The following is a 19,460-nucleotide window of genomic DNA, read 5'->3' on the forward strand; positions in this document are numbered from 1 at the left end:
ACTTATACAACCTATTTAAGCCAACACCTTATAATTCCAGGAGAATTACTATGATTAAAAGTGATAAAAATTTAAATAAAGAAGCATTTACAGGTAATGATGCAGCAAAGTCTGTTCAGAATGAGATCCAACATCCTGCTGGTGCAATTGAGATCAGTGATGATGAACTTCGAGCTGTTCAAGGAGGTTTCGGTGGAACTACTGTTCCAGAAAATGCAGGTATTTCGTTTACAGATTGCTGTCACGCTCTCTAACGTGTCGAGTCGGCGTCTAGCCGACTCTTTTTTTCAATTTTAATATGTTCAAGACTTTTCCACTAATAAAGCAAATCGATCAGCAAGACTGTGGTCCAACGTGCTTAAGAATGATAAGCCTGTTCCATGGAAAAAGTTTATCGCGAAAGAGAGCGGTATTTCTCTGTCAAAAAGCTAATCAAGGAACAAATTTACTCGCACTAATTGACGGAGCGAAAGCAATAGGCTTAAGAAGTTCGGCCTTTAAACTCGATACAGAATCTCTCTCAGCTAGAGCTGAGCTTCCTTGCTTATTATATTTAAACAATAACCATTACGTTATTTTATATAAAATTAGAAAAGATAAATTTTATATCGCAGACCCGAAACTAGGAAAATATGCTCTTTCCACAGGTGATTTAGAGAGCAAGTGGCTCAACTCAGAGGGACTCGGAGTTGCATGCGTTTTCTCGCCTACCATCAGTTTTTCCAAAGATCATATTGAAGAAAAAAGCAACAAAAAAGACGGTGTGAGATTCATATTTAAATATTTGTTCCAATTTAAGCGTTATCTTGTACAACTTGCATTAGGGGCTTTAGTGATATCACTCTTGAGCTTTATAGCCCCATTCTTAACAAAATCTGTCGTTGACTACGGAATAACTAACAGCGATAAAAACTTTATCTTACTGATTTTTATTGCTCAATTAGCATTATTTTTAGGTCGTACCGCTACAGAATTCATTAGAGGTTGGTTGTTAGTACATATAGGTGTTCGTGTCAACGTCGCGGTGGTATCTGACTTTCTACAAAAAATCATGCGTCTTCCTATGACATTTTTCAATTCAAGAAATATGGGAGATATTTTGCAACGAATAGCTGACCACCACAAAATAGAGGAATTGATAACCTCTCACTCAATTACTTTCATTTTTTCTTTACTTAATGTTTTAGTATTCAGCCTAATACTGTTTTTTTACAGTACAAGCATTTTCACAATATTTATTGTTGGTAGCGTTGTTGCCGTTCTTTGGCCTCTTCCGTTTCTAAAGAAACGAAGATTATTAGATTATGATTATTTCACGCAATTGAGTTCTCATCAGCATGCCGTCGTACAAATTGTCTACGGTATGTCAGAAATAAAGATGAACCAAGCTCAACAACAACAACATGAAAATTGGTCAAGAATTCAATCTAGAATTTTTTCTAATAAAGTTCGAGCCCTTACCATCGAGCAATATCAGCAAATTGGCACCAAAATTTTTAACGATGGCAAAAGTATTCTCATTTCTTTCGTAGCTGCCTTACAGGTCGTCTCAGGTGAACTTACACTAGGAATGATGATCGCCACTACTTACATCCTAGGACAAATGTCAGCACCTATGGAGCAACTCATCGGCTTTATTCATAAGTTTCAAGACGCAAAGCTTAGTATGGAACGCTTAAATGAAATTCATGATCTCAGCGACGAAAACGAAGCCCGAAGTCATGTAAAATTCAATTTTGATGAACACACAATTATCAAAGCCAACAATGTCAGCTTTGCTTATCAAAAATCCGATAAAAAGTTAACTCTTAAAAATCTAAATTTTTCGATACCGTATAAAAAAACTACAGCTATAGTAGGAACTAGCGGAAGTGGAAAGACAACACTACTCAAATTATTGTTGAAGTTTGCGGACCCCACGTCAGGTAATTTAAGCGTCGGAGGTATTGACTTAAATGATGTTTGCCCCGAATACTGGAGATCAAAGTGCGGTGTCGTGTTTCAAGATGGTTATATTTTCAGCAATAGCGTAGCTGAAAATATTGCTTTCGGCGATGAGAATATCAATATGCAAAGAGTTGTGAGAGCAGCTCAAATGGCTAACATTCATGATGAAATTAAGCTTTTAAATCAAGGGTACGATACTAAAGTTGGAGAGGAAGGTAGAAGTCTCAGCGGGGGGCAAACCCAGCGAATATTAATAGCCAGAGCAATATACAAAAACCCAGAGGTTTTATTTTTTGATGAAGCCACTTCTGCACTAGATGCAAATAATGAACGGATAATCCAGAAAAATCTTGAGAATTTCTTTGACGGCAGAACTGTTCTAATAGTTGCCCATCGACTCAGTACTGTTATGAATGCTGACAACATAATCGTTTTACATAATGGAGAGATTGTTGAACAGGGTACTCACCAAAGCTTAATCAAAGCAGAAGCAGCCTATTTCAATCTGGTGAAAAACCAACTAGAGTTGGGCTCCTAGACTTATGGATTTGCGCAAAACCTCTCTAGACGTTTTAGCTTCTCGCCCACCAAGTTGGGTAATTATGAGTGGTATCTCACAAATCGCGATTACTTTGCTCGTGATCTTGATTATTTCATCCTTTGTTGAGTATTCAGAAGAAACATCTCTAGAAATAACAATTTCCTCAACTGCCCCCCCTATTCTTTTAAACTCGCGTCTAGATAGTTTTATTGCAGAACTTTACGTTGAAAATGGTCAAGAAGTGTCTAAGGGGCAAGCATTGGCGCGCCTACATAGCGAAACAAAATATTCCAGTGTAGTAGAATTATCTGCATTTCTAAAGCAAATTAAGTCTGCAATCTACAATGAGGACGATTGCCAGGACTATTCTAGGATAGAGCATTTAGGCTCTTTACAATCTGAATTTAACCAACTTATAGAAGAGTTAATCAATGTAAAGCAGAGAAAAATAGCGCTCCAAGAACTACTCGGAGATGAATCATATAAAAAGTTACTTTCTGAGTACCAAAATTTCGAAAAACAACTCAAGAAAAAAAGTGAACTACTCGTAATGCATATGGCTGAAGAAAGAGAGCAATTAAAATCGGCTAGCTCACTTCTCAGCAGGGGGTTTGTTTCAGAATTTCAACTAACAGCTATGAGAAAGTCGCTACTTCAAAACCAGCTGACATTAGAAGACATAACTGTTCAACGTAATAACAATAGAATAATTACTATTGAATTTAAGAGAGACTATGACATTAAATTAAATCAACTAAAAAGAGAGATTAAAAAGAATCTAGAGTTGGCGCTAAGCAAAATTGCTTCGTTAGAATCCGCTATAAGCAAATGGGAAAATGACCACATCGTAAAAGCAACGAATAAAGGCATAGTATCGTTTACAAAATTCTGGGGGAGCAACCAGAGTGTAAAGGTTAATGATACAATTATGATTATTTCTTTTCCTAATAATAAATTTATCGCTACAGGCATTATCTCTCACGATAGTTTGGGGAGATTAGAGCCAGGTCAGTTAGTGAATATTGAATTACACACTTATCCAGCCACACAATTTGGTGTTTTAAAAGGGCGATTGAAAAATATCTCGCATGTGTCAAGTGACATGGGACACTTTGTTTCAATAGAACTTCCGAGTCAACTGACTACCTCACACGGGAAAAAAATCCCAACTGCCCCAGAGCTCAAAGGGAACGCTTTTGTCGTTACTAAAAAAACCAGTGTTCTTAACAAGATTTTCCGTAATTTAAGATACAAATTTGAGTGAAATAGCGATATTTCAACTGTAAATACTTAAAAAACTATGATTCTTTGCAGAGAAAATTGAGCATTTGGGAAATTAATTTAATGGTAAATGGATACTTATGGCAGATTGACTTTCCGAAAATACTTATGACTATTTCTCAATTGCAACGGTTACTTCTGCCAAACCAATAAATGGTTATTCGCTGGCATGTCATACATATTGGTAAGTGTGAGTGGCTCAGCCCATTCGATAAGTTCTTCAACATCACGATAGCCGCCGTATCCTTGCGCTAGCAGTTCCTGATGAAACGCTTGGTTACTTGCACTGGTAAACTGGCCTTGCTGAGTAAATGGACCGTACTGGCAAAACACGCCGCCCAGCGGCAAGTGCTCAGCAATCAGCGACATCATCAGTTTAACTTCATCATGCTGCATAATGTGTGCGGTATTAGCCGTAAAAACCGCATCGCAAGCTTCAGCTGGCCACTCGTTCAGCCCAATTGAAAATGCTAATGGTGCGCGCACATTGGCTTGAGGAAAAGCGTTCAAGCGCAAGGACAAACGGTCTAGGTATTCGGGCTGTTCTGTGGGTTGCCACACAACGTTGGGTAGATTCTGGGAAAAGAACAGAGCGTGCTGCCCTGTTCCTGAGCCAATTTCTAATACTCTACGCGCTTGTGCAAAGTGGCTGTTAAGCTTTTCGAGGATAACCGCTTTGTTATTCTCACAGGCCTGACTAAAAGGAAGCTCCTGTTGCATTGCGGCCTGCTAGTCGTTGAGATTAGGCATTAGCCACTTACTGGCCTGCTCTAACGACCAGTCCTTGCGCGCAGCATAGTCTGCTAATTGATCCTGCTGGATCTTAGCAACCGCAAAATAACGCGAATCAGGGTGCGCGAAGTACCAGCCCGACACAGACGCACCTGGCCACATAGCATAACTTTCTGTCAGCTTCATACCAGTGTGCTGTTCTACATCGAGCAAATCCCATATGGGTTGCTTTTCGGTATGTTCTGGGCAGGCAGCGTACCCGGGCGCAGGTCTTATCCCCTGATACTTTTCTGCGATCAACGCGTCATTGTCGAGAGTCTCGTTTGGCACATAACCCCAATAGAGCGTGCGCACCTGCTGATGTAAATACTCGGCAAACGCCTCTGCAAGACGGTCACTCACTGCCTTAACCATGATCGCATTGTAGTCATCACCTTCTTGTGTGAAGGCATTGGCCAGCTCGTCTTCTTCAACACCTGCGGTAACCGCAAATGCACCGATATAGTCGGTATAGCCACTGTCTGCTGGCGCAACAAAATCGCTCAAACAATAATTGGGCTTGCCGCCTTTGTGAGTTTGCTGCCTTAAATGATGGCAAACCAAGCGCTTGTTTTCTCGCGACTCATCAGTGTAAACCACAATGTCGTCTTCAACAGCATTGGCCGGAAACAGACCGATCACGCCTTTAGGGCTTATGAGGTTTTCTGCTGCGAGCTTATCTAACATTTGATTTGCATCAGCAAACAGCTGCTGCGCTTCATTACCTACAACCTCGTCTTGCAAAATGCGCGGGTATTTGCCTGCCAAGGACCAGGTCATAAAAAATGGCGTCCAATCAATGTAATTACGCAATGTTTCAATCGTTGCAGAGACCGCGGTCACACCCAAGTGTTTAGGTTTAACCGGGGTAAAGTTCGCCCAATCCGTTGAAAATTTGTTCGCTCTAGCTTCAGTAAGGGTCACCGGCTTCGTGCGCGGGCGCTTATTGGCGTGTTGTTCCCGCACCTTGGCATATTCGACATCCAGCTGAGCCACATAATCATCACGCGTAGTCGCGGAAATCAACTTTTGACAAACGCCTACCGCACGACTTGCATTTGGCACGTATACCACAGGGCCAGAGTAATTCTGTTCGATTTTCACAGCAGTATGCGCTTTGGAAGTGGTAGCACCGCCAATCAGTAAAGGAATATCAAAGCCTAAACGCTCCATTTCACTGGCTACATATACCATCTCATCCAGAGACGGAGTAATTAAACCCGATAAGCCTATCATATCCACATTTTGCGCTTTGGCTTCTTCCAGGATCTTGGCACATGGCACCATTACGCCAAGGTCGATGACCTCAAAGTTATTGCACTGCAACACTACGCCCACGATGTTCTTACCAATATCGTGTACATCCCCTTTAACCGTGGCCATGAGTACTTTGCCATTGCTGCTACTGCCGCCGGCTTTCTCTGCCTCGATAAATGGCTGTAAATGCGCCACTGCCTTTTTCATTACCCGCGCCGACTTAACCACCTGCGGCAGGAACATCTTACCTTCACCAAATAAGTCCCCTACCACATTCATACCGTCCATCAACGGGCCTTCAATTACATGTAATGGCCGTTCAGCAGCTAGCCGTGCCTCTTCGGTATCTTCCAGAATGTAGTCGTTAATCCCTTTTACTAGGGAATGCTCCAAGCGCTTAGCTACCGGCCATTCACGCCAGGACAAATCTTCCACAGCAGCAGCTTTACCATCACCTTGATATTTGGGGGCTAAGTCAAGCAGCCGCTCTGTTGCATCGCTGCGCCGGTTGAGAATTACGTCCTCTACCGCATCACGAAGTTCCAGCGGGATCTCATCATAAACTTCCAATTGGCCCGCATTCACAATCCCCATATCCATACCGGCGCGGATCGCATGATAAAGAAACACTGAATGCATGGCTTCACGCACGGGGTTATTGCCGCGGAATGAAAACGAAATGTTGGATAATCCACCCGACACATGTACATGCGGGAGGGTTTGCCGGATACGGCGTGTTGCCTCAATGAAATCTACCGCATAACTGTCATGCTCTTCGATCCCTGTGGCAACGGCAAAGATATTCGGGTCAAAAATTATATCTTCAGGTGGAAAATTCACCACTTCAGTCAAAATCTGATAACTGCGGGTACAAATCTCGACTTTGCGATCTTCGGTATCTGCCTGTCCCTTTTCATCAAATGCCATGACAACGGTAGCTGCACCGTATTTTTTTATCAAACGCGCCTGCGCAATAAAGGGCTCTTCGCCCTCTTTCAAACTGATCGAGTTAACAATCGCTTTGCCTTGTACACACTTTAAGCCCGCTTCAATAACTTCCCACTTGGAGGAATCAAGCATGATCGGCACACGCGAGATATCCGGTTCCGCAGCGATCAGATTCAAAAACTGCACCATCGCAGCTTTGGAGTCGAGCATCGCTTCATCCATATTGATATCTATAATTTGTGCGCCATTCTCTACCTGCTGACGCGCAACATCCAATGCCGCCTCAAAGTCACCACTGAGGATTAAGCGCTTAAATACAGCGGAACCCGTGACATTGGTGCGCTCACCAACATTGATAAATGTAGCTATCTCTTGAGTCACAATACCACTCCTAGTGAACGAAAGGCTCTAAGCCAGACAAGCGCATTTTTACCTCAGTTTGAGGAATTTGACGGGGCGGCTGGTCCTTAACCGCATTGGCGATTGCTCGAATGTGCTCAGGTGTGCTGCCACAACATCCACCAACAATATTCACTAAACCACTACTCGCCCACTCACGAATGTGCTCGGCCATTTCATCACCCTGCATGTCGTACTCACCAAACTCGTTGGGTAACCCCGCGTTGGGATGAGCGGACACATTGCACTCACTGACCCGAGCAATTTCGGCAACATACTGACGCAAGAGGTCGGGTCCAAGTGCGCAATTTAGACCGAAAGAAAACGGAGTAATATGGCGTAACGAGTAGTAGAAAGCCTCTGCAGTTTGCCCTGACAATGTCCGCCCCGATGCATCAGTTATTGTACCGGAAATCATCACTGGCAAGGCAACCCCCAGCTCTTCAAATACTTGCTGTACGGCAAATGCAGCAGCTTTGGCATTGAGAGTATCAAACACCGTCTCAATCAAGATGATATCGACACCGCCTTCAATTAAGGCTTCGGTTGACTCAGTATAGGCGACAACTAATTCATCAAAGGTAATATTGCGTTTAGCCGGATCGTTAACATCTGGTGAAATTGATGCAGTGCGGTTAGTCGGGCCCAATACACCCGCTACAAAGCGCGGTTTATCAGGCGTTTTCTGGGTAAACTCATCCGCCACTTCACGGGCTAATCGCGCGGCCGCTACGTTGATCTCGCGCGACAATTTCTGCATGTCATAGTCAGCCATAGAAATCGTAGTCGCGTTAAATGTGTTAGTCTCGATAATGTCTGCGCCAGCGGCAAAATATTCGGCGTGAATACCTTTAATAATATCGGGCTGCGTTATCACCAAAAGGTCATTGTTACCTTTTAAATCGCTATGCCAATCTTTAAATTGCTCGCCACGGTAATCGCTCTCGGTCAGCTTATGACGTTGGATCATAGTACCCATTGCGCCATCCAAGATCAGGATCCGCTGTTGCGCAATTTTATGTAATCGTTCAGTTTTGCTCATTAATACGTCTCAAGTTGAAGCTATACGCGATTTAAACGCTCGCACTTAATTCATCTAAGTTATATGGCGTTGTCTGGTAAACATAGTAGTTTAACCAGTTCGTAAACAGTAAATTGCCGTGACTGCGCCAGCGTACCATCGGTGGTTGGTGCGCATCATCATTAGCAAAGTAATTGACTGGCATTTGCGGAGAAAGTCCGGCTGCCACATCACGCTGATATTCCTGCAGTAAAGTATCTGCATCATATTCTGGATGTCCAGTAACGAACACCATGCGTTTGTCTTCAGACGCAACCAAATAGGCGCCGGTTTGCTCTGAGCGCGCGATCACATGCAAACCAGGCACAGCCTCATAGGTCGCTTCATCGATAATGCCATAGCGACTATGGGGGGCATAAAAGACTGGGTCAAACCCGCGTACCAATTCATTGGTCGGCACTAGCACCTGATGCTCATAAACCCCACACAGCTTTTCTTTACGCAAGGCTCTGTGCTGACCGTAAAAATGATACATCGCTGCGTGTGCTGCCCAGCACAGATACAGTGTCGATTGTACATGGCGCTTGGCCCATGCCATGATTTGCGTTATGTGCGACCAATACTTTACCTCTTGATAATCTAAGTGCGCTAATGGGGCACCTGTGATGATCAAGCCATCATAGCGTTTATGCGCAATTTCACTAAACGCATGGTAAAAGGCATTCATGTGTTGCTCTGGCGTGTGTTTAGACACCTGTTCATCAATCCGGATCAAGTCCACATTTATTTGCAGTGGCGTATTAGACAATAGCCGTAATAATTGGATTTCCGTTTCAATCTTGTTTGGCATCAAATTCAGAATACCCACCTCGAGCGGACGAATGTCCTGCTGTGCAGCACGCTCGGCGTCCATACAGAAAATATTCTCTTGCGAGAGAACATCTTGTGCAGGCAGTTCACTGGGTATTCGAATAGGCATTGGTCTCACTCTCACTGTTCCGTAGACGCAACAGTTTGCCGGATCTCGACAGATTGTCAACCAATTTACGTCTAGACGTCTAAACGTTTAGATGCTTTATTTATGTTCTTTATCAACAGCCATCAACAATTCCAGCTCAGCACGAGGAATGCCGCAGGCCTCAATGACATCATCAATATCTGCGCCTGACGCAATAAGGCGACGAGCCTGCTGATACAATTTCACCTCTGGATCTTGTAACTCCAAGTCACCGACTTTATTGGTTAAAGTTGCAGTTTCTTGAGCTAGTGTCTGCTGATGCTTTTCGTATTCAGCTAATTTGTCATAAAGGGTGTCAATTAGCTGCTGCTGTTTGCGCTGGGATTGCTTAGCTTGTTGCTGCGTGTGATTCATTTGCAACATTAGTTGTTGTTCTAACTGTTCCTGCCGCGTTATCGCCCGTTCTCGTTGCGAACGCTGCAAACGTAAAAAAACGAAGACTACAAGTCCAAGCGCGAGTAAATTGAAAATACTAAGTGCAGCGATTAAATCAAGCATGCAGATCGAGGGAAGCCCAAGTTTATGATATTAATAAAGGAGACGCGGCAAACAGGCGTTTGCCGCTGAAATTTGGAGCTTGTATTACAGACTGGAAATTTCGTCCCATTCTTCATCAGACAGCAGTTTATTAAGGTCGACCAAAATAAGTAATTCACCATCGCGATTACTAACACCCTGAATAAACTTGGCGCTTTCTTCTGTACCCACATTCGGTGCACTATCGATCTCAGAGGAACGCAAATAAACCACTTCAGCCACGCTATCAACCAAGATACCGACCACCTGCTCGTCAGATTCAATAATTACAATCCGCGTGTTATCAGTAATATCTGTTGGCGGTAAACCAAAGCGTGCTCGAGTATCGATGACCGTTACAACGTTACCGCGTAGATTAATTATCCCAAGCACATAATCAGGTGCACCTGGTACTGGCGCAATTTCGGTATGACGAAGGACTTCCTGCACTTGCATTACGTTAATGCCATAGGTTTCCTCACCTAAGCGATAGGTGACCCACTGCAAAACCTCATCGTTATTATCTACGACCGTATTACTTTTTTCACTCATCCTTCATGCTCCTGACACTGACGGTGATTATTTCTGATGACTGTTCAAGCCAGCGTTCAATAAATCAGTTAACTGTGTTACATCAATTAAAGCACACATCCGCTCTTTCACCATGCCCGCTAACCAAGGGCGTTTACCATCGGATTCTCGCCACTTAACATCTTGCTTCTCTAATTCAATAGTGTTGATAAGGGCATTACTCGACAATCCCCATTCACTATCCGCAAGCATAATGATGTACTTGTAGTGTAGCTTGTCTTCTTCAATTTGTGCGTATTTTTCCGGCATTACCCATTTTGCTGCGTCAACCACGTTTATTTTTTCTTCACGGTGCAGCATAACGCCCATAAACCAATCAGGCTTTCCAAACAACGGGCCAATTTTATCAATCTGATGAATGCCACCTAGGTCGATTAACGGAACGGCCATGGTTAGACCCGCAACATCAAAAAATAATGCTTGAAAACGCTTATCAAGGCGCTCTTTCAGTGCCTGACGGGTAGCTTTCTTATTGTTTATATTAGCTATTTCGGCTGTGTTTTGCGCATCTTTAGTTGCTTCAATAATTTCCTCAGCCTCAGCAACGTCAGTTTCAACCTCTACGGGCGAACTAACTTTACTGACTTGAGGTGCCTCAACTGCCGTAGATACGGCTATTTCTGGCGAAACTGTGGCCTGCTCTAACAGTTTTTCAACCCGCTGCGTGGCTTCGACAGGATCAGCTAAATCGACGAGCAAGCCGTCCAAATATTCCTGCATGATCTCTTCTTTAGCGAAGCTCTTTCCTTTACTCATGGTTTACTGCGACTCTAACTCTACTAATAATTTGGTGTATGCATAAGCCCCGCGCGAACGCGGTGCAAACAATGATAAGGGGGTTTGCGCCTGACTCGCCTCACGAAAACGAGTATCCACTGGTATTGTACTCTTCCACGTATTTTCGCCATATTCTTGCTTCAGCGTATTGTGGGCTTCAAGCGCAGCGTTGACCCGCTTATCGAACATGGTTGGTACGATCAACGCATCAAAGGTCTTGCGCAGTGAATGACTCATGATTTCCAGCGTATGCATCATTCGATCAAGCCCCTTTAGTGCTAAGAACTCGGTTTGCACTGGAACCAATATCCGATCACAGGCTGCCAAAGCATTCACCATCAGCACGCCCAACACCGGCGGACAATCAATTAGAACATAATCGAACTCGGTCTCTACTGCTTGTAACGCACGCGTTAGTACCAGCCCCATTCCCGTTTTTGCGCCGAGTTTACGATCAAGGGTCGCCAAATTCATTGTCGCTGGAAGCACAAACAGAGTATCCAACTTTGTGGGACAAAGGCAATCCAGCACCAGTTCTTTATCTAGCGGCCCGTCATGCACAAATATATCGTAGGTACTCTTTGTTAACGCTTCTGAATCAATGCCGAAGTAATAACTTAATGAAGCATGCGGATCAGTATCGATTAACAATACGCGATGCTTTCTTTCCGCCAGTATGCCACCCAGAGTAACGGTAGTCGTGGTTTTACCTACGCCCCCTTTCTGGTTAGCTATGGTCCAGATTTTCATCGTTAGCCTTTTACTTCATTCAGTACTTCAGCGCTCATGCGCTCAATGGGTAAACTACGCTCTGAAATGTTCGCCACTGTAACTGCTTGCGGCATTCCATAAACAACACAGCTTGCCTCGTCCTGCGCCCAAATAGTTGCACCCAGGGATTTGATCGCTTGACTTCCTAACTTTCCGTCGGCGCCCATTCCGGTCAGGATCAAGCCCAAAATGTCACCACCAAACACTTGACCGCATGCCTTAAATGTTAGGTCTACACTGGGCTTGTAAGTCAAATTTTCACCGGGAACGGAGTCAACGATTTTAATTCGTACAGCACTGCTCGTGCCTTCGACTAACATTTGCTTACCACCTGGAGCCAGGTATGCATGCCCTGATTTTAGCACATCACCATTTTGAGCCTCAGACACACCAATATTGCATAGGCTATTTAAGCGCTGTGCAAAGGCTGTAGTAAAGGTTCCAGGCATATGTTGAACCAACAGGATTGGTACAGGAAATGTTGCCGGTAGCGTCTGTAAGACTTTTTGTAGCGCAACAGGCCCCCCCGTGGACGAACCTATTGCAAGAAGTTTGTAACGCTTATTTTTACTGCGATACACAGGTGCAGTAGTTGTTGGGCCACTTAACACCGACGATGATTTAAAAAACTTTTGCGTCGCTGGTGTTCGCCCTGGTGAACTTGCTGGAGGAGTTGATAGTCCGCGCGCTCGCATCGACCGACCTGCAATCGCTCGAACCTTAGAACGCAGCACCATGGTTGCTTCGCGGCGGTCTCTGGCTATGTCCTCGAAGTTTTTGGGTAAGAAATCAAGTGCACCAGCTTCCAGTGCTTGAATAGTTGCTTCTGCACCATCTTGCGTAATTGAAGAGAACATCAATATCGGTGTTGGCGAAGTCTGCATTATTTTACGCACTGCCGTAATGCCGTCCATCACAGGCATTTCAACGTCCATTGTGATCACATCTGGTGCGAAGGTAGCTAGTTTGTTTAAAGCGTCTTGACCATTATTCGCTTCTGCGACAACTTCGAGCGCGGGATCCTGGTTTAGGATTTCTCGCACTCGGCGCCGATAAAACGTCGAATCATCGACCACCAACACCTTCAGTGTCATTACTATTCAGTTTCCTGTCATGCATGGCTTGGCGCTACGCCAAGCAGCGAATTAACCGTCTATTTATTTAAAGCCTTGCGCGCATACCGCTTAAGCAAGCCTGGGATGTCGAGTATCAGTGCGATTCCACCATCTGATGTTATGGTAGCACCAGCCATACCCGGTGTACCCTGTAACAGAGCATCGAGCGGTTTAATTACGACTTCTTCTTGACCAATCAAGGCATCAACCACAAAACCCATCTGCTGTGTACCAATCTGTACTACAACCACATGGCCTTTGTCTTTTTCAACTTTCCGATTACCACGGCGCAACCATTCTCCCAAATAGAACAATGGGATAGCTTTTGAGCGCACAATCATCGTTAGCTGACCATCAACGGTATTGGTCTTGGAAATATCCATGTTGATAATTTCGTTAACCGCACCAAGTGGTAAAGCAAAGGTTTGCTCACCGACGATAATCATCAAAGTGGGTAAAATCGCAAGGGTTAACGGAACTTTGATCTCAAGGCGTGTGCCACGCCCCAGCTGAGAATCAATATTTACGCTACCGTTAAGTTGATTAATCTTGGTTTTAACCACATCCATGCCGACGCCGCGACCCGAAATATCGCTGATTTCAGTCTTGGTCGAGAAGCCAGGTGCAAAGATTAAGTTAAACGCTTCAACATCAGACATTCGTGCTGCTGCATCTGCATCTAATACGCCGCGATTAATCGCTATCTCTTTTAGCTTCTCGGGATCCATACCCTTACCATCATCATCAATGGTTAGTAAAATATGATCACCTTCTTGCGATGCCGAGAGCTTAACCGTTCCCATGCGAGGCTTACCTGCCGCTTGGCGGTCATCCGGCATTTCAATACCGTGGTCAACCGAGTTACGCACTAAATGCACGAGTGGATCGGCCAACGCCTCAACAAGATTTTTATCTAAATCGGTTTCTTCGCCTTCCAGCTCTAGTGTTATCTCTTTCTTCAGGCTGCGAGCTAAGTCCCTTACAACCCGAGGGAAACGGCCAAATACTTTTTTGATTGGCTGCATGCGGGTTTTCATCACCGCACCCTGCAAGTCTCCAGTTACTACGTCGAGGTTAGCAATCGCTTTACTCATGCTCTCATCATTAACGTTGATACCCAGACTTAACAAGCGGTTGCGCACAAGTACTAACTCACCCACCATGTTCATGATTTGGTCGAGTCGTTTTGTGTCAACACGCACAGTAGTCTCGGCCGGAGGCGGAGCAGCTGCTGCTTTTTTGTCATCTTTCTTGGCTGCAGGTTGCGCTGGAGCCTTAGCTGCCGGAGCTTCTTTTGCGGCAGCGGCTGGGGCAGCCTTTTTGGCTACTTCAGCAGTTGGGCTTGATTTCGCAGGAGGAGTTTTGGCCGTTGGTGCAGGCTTGTCTTCTTTTACTGGCTCTTTGGGCTTAGCGGCCTCCGCTTTCGCTCCAGGGCCTTGACCTTGACCATGCAGTTGATCTAGTAATGACTCAAATTCATCATCGGTGATTTCATCACCACTGGCGGCTTTACTGGAGCTGCCGGCTTCAGCTTTTTCGCTAGGCGCTTCAGCTGCCTTGCTACCAGCTTCAAACTTACCCTTACCATGCAATTGGTCCAGCAAGGCTTCAAACTCGTCGTCACTAATATCTTCATCACCCGACGCGCTGTTTGCCTCAGGTGCCGGTGGAGCAGTCTCAGCTTTGGATTTTGCCGCCCCAGGAGCACCACCACCGTGCAATTCATCGAGTAGCGCTTCAAATTCGTCTTCAGTGATTTCGTCGATGCTACCGCTTTCATTTGCGCTGACTTCAACCGATTCACTCGGTTCTGTAGCTGTGGGTTCTTCCTCTACCACAAACTCTAATTCGTCAGCATTGTCTTCAACAGGTTCTGAGGCACTGGCATCACTGTCAAAAATAGCTTCATCGGGCGATTCTGGGTGACTGAGTTTGTGTAATAAATCGATAAGCTCCGGTTCCGCTGGCTCAAGCGGTTCACGAGCTTTGACCTTATCAAACATTTCCACAACCACATCAGTGGCACGCAAGATAACATCCATTAAGTCGGGTGTTAGCGTTCGTTGTCCATTACGCATCACGTCAAAAACGTTCTCTGCACCATGACAAATATCAACTAACTCAGTGAGTGATAAGAATCCAGCGCCACCTTTGACCGTGTGATAGCCGCGAAAAATCGCGTTCAGTAGATCTTTGTCTTCAGGATTATTCTCTAGATCAACGAGCTGTTCCTGTAATTGTTCAAGTATCTCTCCAGCTTCCACTAGAAAGTCTTGCAATATTTCCTCGTCTACATCAAACGCCATTAATACGCTCTCCTAAAATCCCAAGCTCGATAACAGGTCATCGACATCATCTTGGCCACTTACCACGTCATCACGTTGGTCAGCATCGATAATTGGACCTTCCGCTTCCACGTTATCGGTCTTTTTCTCAGATTTTTGAGGACTTTGCTTCATTTCTGGGTCACCAAACATGGTTAACATGTTAACCAAACTGTCCTCGACCTCTTTAACTAACTCGATTACCCGTCGAATTACTTGGCCGGTTAAGTCCTGATAGCCTTGTGCCATAAGGACTTCCGTCATTAAAGAAGTCAGCTTCGCCGAGTCCGTTGAAGCATCTTCCAGAAGCTTGTCCAAATCTGCGCATAAAGTTTTAAATTCACCTAGCTCAATTTGGCGCGTCATGAGTTTTTTCCACTCAGGTAACACCGCGCTAATGCGCTCATTGAGCTTCTCTGCTAATGGCATGCTCGTTTCAACCGCATCCATTGTAGTATTAGCTGCTTTTTCAGTTTCTTCAATGACGTACAACAAACGCGACTGTGCATCTGGGATTTCTTCGCTGGCAAGCCCTTTGATACGGTCATCTATCTGAAAACTATTCAGCGAGTCATGCAATTGACGAGTCAGTTTGCCAACTTCAGCAAACAACTCTATCGACTCTTTCATGGAGGCGACTTCTAGAAGCGCATTGGCAGACTCGTGATCACCCTCTTCCAGATAAGTAACGAGTTGCTTAGCTTCAGCTAAAGAAATTGGAACTGTGGATTTATCAGGCATCCAGTGTCTCCTTTTGTTGAAAGACCGTCTGGATTAACCTAAGCGTTCGAAAATCTTTTCGAGCTTTTCTTTCAAGGTAGCTGCAGTAAATGGTTTTACTACGTAACCATTTACTCCGGCCTGCGCCGCAGCTACGATTTGTTCCTTTTTGGCTTCAGCCGTTACCATCAATACCGGCAAGTGCTTAAGACCGTCATCTGAACGGATAGCGCGCAGCAAATCAATACCCTGCATGCCTGGCATGTTCCAATCGGTGACAACAAAGTCAAAATCACCTTGTTGCAACATCGGTAATGCCGTACTTCCATCGTCTGCTTCTTGAATATTCGTAAAGCCGAGATCTTTAAGCAGGTTCTTTATGATGCGTCTCATTGTTGAAAAATCATCAACAACAAGAATTTTCATATTTTTATCCAAAACAGCCTCCACTGAGGAACATTATCATTGTTATTGTTAAGCTTCAGTCATTCGCCAAGCTTGCATCCGCGCTTTTAGCTTCAGCATAGCTTGGCTATGTATTTGACTCACTCGCGATTCACTGACTTCTAATACCTCGCCAATCTCGCGTAAATTCAATTCTTCATCATAGTATAGCGAAAGCACAATTGCCTCTCGCTCTGGCAGTGTCGTAATTGCATGTGCCAACGCTTTCTGAAAAGCGCCTTGCATCAGGTCTTCAAAAGGTACATCAGAGCCCTTGCTCTGTTCATCCCCAATGACATCTTCAGATACGCCTAAGTCTTCTATTGCAACCAACTTTCCTGCATTAACTTCATTTAGCATTTGGTGGTACTGCGCCAGAGAAACGTTCAGCTTCGCGGCAATATCCACGTCACGCGCATCGCCACCAGTCTCTCTCTCAACTTGCGCAATCGCCTCCATAATGGTGCGACTGTTTTTATGCACCGAACGCGGTGTCCAGTCACCCTTACGTATTTCGTCCAACATAGCACCGCGGATACGGATCCCTGCGAACGTTTCAAAACTAGCTCCTTTAGAACCGTCAAAATTCTTTGCCGCTTCCAACAGGCCAATCATGCCTGACTGGATTAAATCATCAACTATGACACTGGCTGGCAGGCGAGCCATTAGATGGTGAGCAATACGCTTCACAAGCGGCGCGTGACGCTCCACAATGGCGTTTAAATCGACACTCTGTTGATATGCTGCCACCTTACTACTCACCCGTTATCACCTACCGCCTTGCGAGTTAATAACTGCTCTAAGAAAAACTCTAAATGCCCACCCGGTTGTTCTGGTATAGGCCAATGGCTCGCAGTGCGCGCCAAATCACTGATTGCAAGCGCTGCTGGAGACGCCGGAAAGGCATCTACAATCGGCGTTTGCTTACGTACTGCTTTACGAATATTTTCATCAAACGGCACCGTTGCCACTAACTCTAGTGCAACATCGAGGAATCGCCCAGTGACTTTCGAAAGTTTATTAAATAATTCGCGTCCTTCACGGTCACTTCGCACCATGTTAGCCACTACTTTAAATTTGAATACGCCGTGTTCACGGTTGAGGATTTTAATTAGCGCATAGGCGTCGGTAAGTGAAGTTGGTTCATCGCACACCACCACTAAGATGTCTTGCGCTGCGCGACTAAAACTTAACACCATATCGGAAATACCCGCCGCAGTATCGACGATTAACACATCAATAGGGGTTTTCAACTCACTGAAAGCGCGGATCAAGCCGGCGTGCTGGGTTGGCGTTAATTCGGTCATGCTCTGCGACCCTGATGTTGCAGGCGCAATTTTAATTCCGTGTGGGCCGGTGACTAACACTTCATCGAGTGTGCACTCACCAGAGAGAACGTGCGACAAATTTTTGTCGACCCGTAATCCTAACATCACGTCAACATTAGCTAATCCCAAGTCGGCATCCAAGACCAACACTCGCTGACCTTGTTTTGCCATCGCCACTGCAGTGTTCAGCGTAATGTTAGTTTTACCAACACCCCCCTTACCACCGGTGACTGCAATAACTTTAATTAAACGTGACTGTTTCATTCTTCGTAAGCCGCTAGCCTGATCTTCAATCATACTGCTTTTGCTGTATTTGCCGCTATATGGTTGCTAGTATGGTGCAACTTGTACTTTTTATAAAGCCTTGCTGCAAGAGAAATCAGATTTTTTCCACTTGCAGATGCAATATCTTCCGGTACTTTTTGACCATCCGTAACAAAGCTTAGCGGTAAGTTATAGTTTATGGCAACACTTAGCATTTCACCCAGTGAATAACACTCATCCAGTTTAGTGAATATACACCCCTGCAGAGATACGTTTTTATACGCATTCACGACACCTTGGAGGCTGGCGTATTGGGCGTTTGCTTGTGCAACCAAGTAATAGTTCACTGGCATGTTAATCCCACGTGATAACTCTTGCAACTGACCAATTAAACGCGCGTCACGTTGGGAGAAACCCGCGGTATCAATTAATACCATACTTTTATTGCGTAACTGGTGAATAACATTTGCTAACTCTTCACCTGTGTGGGCTTTTTTAACTGTGCAACCGATGATCTTGCCGTAAGTCGACAATTGTTCGAAAGCACCAATGCGATAACTATCGATAGTTACTAGCGCGACCTGATCGGCCCCATGTTTTTGCGCATATCGCGCCGCTAACTTCGCGATCGTTGTGGTTTTACCTACGCCGGTAGGCCCGACCATGGCGATAACTCCAGACTGAGAAAGCAGATTTTGACCACCAATATGCACGCGATTGGCCAATAACTTTAACAACATTAACCAAGCTTCACGTTCATTCGCTTCTGACGGCAAATAATTGATCAATTGGTCACTGAGAGATTCATCAATTCCCATTAATTGTAGCTGATCAAAAAGATAACCATGCAAAGGATTTTTCAGTTGCTTCCGTTGTTCAGTCAACGCCGCCACTTGGAAAGAAAGTATATTCCGCAGCGAAGCCAATTCTTGGTGCATATCGGCTAGCTGCTTGGGAACATCAGCATGGCTTTCAACCCCGACATGTGCAACATCAGGATGATTGACTTCCGTTGACGTAGTCTTTCGAGTTTGCTCGGTTTGTTGTTTAAATGCGCGGGCATAAGAGGAAGGGTTGGCACTTGCTCTTGCTGTATTACTACTTGCTTGCCTATTTTCAGCTGCTGTTTGCTTCGCGTTTGCCGCCTGCTGCTTTTCAAGTAACTGCTTTAAACTGTCAGGGCCATCATCGCCAATAATTTCACTTAATGTAGGCGTTCGTTGCGGAGGCTCTGCTTTGACCGTTTTTGCCGCGACCGGAGGCGCTTGTGTATGTGGATCATAAGCAGCAACTAATTCAATACCTGAGCCGGTTTTGCGGGTCGACATGATCACCGCGTCCGCACCAAGTTCATCTTTCACTTGACGCAAAGCTTCACGCATATCCTTGCCGACAAATCGTCTAATTTTCATTGCTAATGCTCCACT

Annotated in this window: 18 protein-coding genes; 3 read left to right on the top strand and 15 right to left on the bottom strand. The window is 44.9% G+C overall.

Translation table 11 applies throughout. From position 1 onward, the window contains the following. Positions 1-50 precede the first annotated feature (50 nt). From CSH92_RS01205 to CSH92_RS01215, 3 genes are read left to right on the top strand one after another with little or no spacing between them, the layout of a single operon-like run. Positions 51-254: a mersacidin/lichenicidin family type 2 lantibiotic gene (locus CSH92_RS01205; RefSeq protein ID WP_100655775.1), complete on the top strand. Its 204-nt coding sequence runs from the start codon at positions 51-53 to the stop codon at positions 252-254. Between the two features lie 44 nt (positions 255-298). Continuing rightward, positions 299-2,485, top strand: coding sequence for a peptidase domain-containing ABC transporter (locus tag CSH92_RS01210; RefSeq protein ID WP_100655776.1), 2,187 nt, complete (start codon positions 299-301; stop codon positions 2,483-2,485). Between the two features lie 4 nt (positions 2,486-2,489). After that, entirely contained in the window at positions 2,490-3,752 is a 1,263-nt protein-coding gene (locus CSH92_RS01215) for an HlyD family secretion protein (protein ID WP_124916896.1), read from the top strand. Positions 3,753-3,901: 149 nt separating this feature from the next. On the opposite strand, the gene CSH92_RS01220 is transcribed toward CSH92_RS01215, so the two are convergent. The 15 genes from CSH92_RS01220 to flhF form a co-directional block, all read right to left on the bottom strand. Then, on the bottom strand, positions 3,902-4,489 hold the full coding sequence (locus tag CSH92_RS01220) for a DUF938 domain-containing protein (RefSeq protein ID WP_100655778.1): 588 nt from the start codon (positions 4,487-4,489) through the stop codon (positions 3,902-3,904). Between the two features lie 9 nt (positions 4,490-4,498). Then, complete coding sequence (gene metH, locus CSH92_RS01225) at positions 4,499-7,126, bottom strand: methionine synthase (RefSeq protein WP_100655779.1); 2,628 nt, start codon at positions 7,124-7,126, stop codon at positions 4,499-4,501. 10 nt (positions 7,127-7,136) lie between these two features. Beyond that, a complete protein-coding gene (locus tag CSH92_RS01230; RefSeq protein ID WP_100655780.1) occupies positions 7,137-8,186 on the bottom strand; it encodes a homocysteine S-methyltransferase family protein in 1,050 nt (349 codons plus the stop codon). Between the two features lie 31 nt (positions 8,187-8,217). Then, positions 8,218-9,144 carry a homoserine O-acetyltransferase MetA gene (metA, locus tag CSH92_RS01235; RefSeq protein WP_100655781.1) on the bottom strand — a complete coding sequence of 309 codons (927 nt, stop codon included), beginning with the start codon at positions 9,142-9,144 and terminating at the stop codon, positions 8,218-8,220. Between the two features lie 96 nt (positions 9,145-9,240). Continuing rightward, entirely contained in the window at positions 9,241-9,681 is a 441-nt protein-coding gene (locus CSH92_RS01240) for a DUF2802 domain-containing protein (protein WP_100655782.1), read from the bottom strand. Between the two features lie 84 nt (positions 9,682-9,765). Next, entirely contained in the window at positions 9,766-10,251 is a 486-nt protein-coding gene (locus tag CSH92_RS01245; RefSeq protein ID WP_100655783.1) for a chemotaxis protein CheW, read from the bottom strand. Between the two features lie 27 nt (positions 10,252-10,278). Further along, on the bottom strand, positions 10,279-11,046 hold the full coding sequence (locus tag CSH92_RS01250) for a chemotaxis protein CheW (RefSeq protein ID WP_100655784.1): 768 nt from the start codon (positions 11,044-11,046) through the stop codon (positions 10,279-10,281). A gap of 3 nt (positions 11,047-11,049) precedes the next feature. Then, on the bottom strand, positions 11,050-11,817 hold the full coding sequence (locus tag CSH92_RS01255) for a ParA family protein (protein ID WP_100655785.1): 768 nt from the start codon (positions 11,815-11,817) through the stop codon (positions 11,050-11,052). Positions 11,818-11,819: 2 nt separating this feature from the next. Beyond that, positions 11,820-12,932 carry a protein-glutamate methylesterase/protein-glutamine glutaminase gene (locus CSH92_RS01260; RefSeq protein ID WP_100655786.1) on the bottom strand — a complete coding sequence of 371 codons (1,113 nt, stop codon included), beginning with the start codon at positions 12,930-12,932 and terminating at the stop codon, positions 11,820-11,822. Between the two features lie 59 nt (positions 12,933-12,991). Beyond that, the gene (locus CSH92_RS01265; RefSeq protein WP_100655787.1) at positions 12,992-15,259 is read right to left on the bottom strand and encodes a chemotaxis protein CheA; all 2,268 of its coding nucleotides are present in this window, start codon (positions 15,257-15,259) and stop codon (positions 12,992-12,994) included. A 12-nt stretch (positions 15,260-15,271) separates the two neighbouring features. Beyond that, positions 15,272-16,018 carry a protein phosphatase CheZ gene (locus CSH92_RS01270; protein WP_100655788.1) on the bottom strand — a complete coding sequence of 249 codons (747 nt, stop codon included), beginning with the start codon at positions 16,016-16,018 and terminating at the stop codon, positions 15,272-15,274. A 33-nt stretch (positions 16,019-16,051) separates the two neighbouring features. Then, positions 16,052-16,435, bottom strand: a complete 384-nt coding sequence (gene cheY, locus CSH92_RS01275; RefSeq protein WP_100642107.1) for a chemotaxis response regulator CheY — start codon at positions 16,433-16,435, stop codon at positions 16,052-16,054. 36 nt (positions 16,436-16,471) lie between these two features. Continuing rightward, positions 16,472-17,203, bottom strand: a complete 732-nt coding sequence (locus tag CSH92_RS01280) for an RNA polymerase sigma factor FliA (RefSeq protein WP_100655789.1) — start codon at positions 17,201-17,203, stop codon at positions 16,472-16,474. After that, complete coding sequence (locus tag CSH92_RS01285; protein WP_100655790.1) at positions 17,200-18,066, bottom strand: MinD/ParA family ATP-binding protein; 867 nt, start codon at positions 18,064-18,066, stop codon at positions 17,200-17,202. Before CSH92_RS01285 ends, CSH92_RS01280 begins: the two co-directional genes overlap by 4 nt. After that, complete coding sequence (flhF, locus tag CSH92_RS01290) at positions 18,063-19,445, bottom strand: flagellar biosynthesis GTPase FlhF (protein ID WP_100655791.1); 1,383 nt, start codon at positions 19,443-19,445, stop codon at positions 18,063-18,065. Before flhF ends, CSH92_RS01285 begins: the two co-directional genes overlap by 4 nt. Between the last annotated feature and the right edge of the window lie 15 nt (positions 19,446-19,460).

It is taken from the genome of Neoalteromonas flava (assembly GCF_002807685.1).
Classification (GTDB): Bacteria; Pseudomonadota; Gammaproteobacteria; order Enterobacterales; family Alteromonadaceae; genus Alteromonas_E; species Alteromonas_E flava.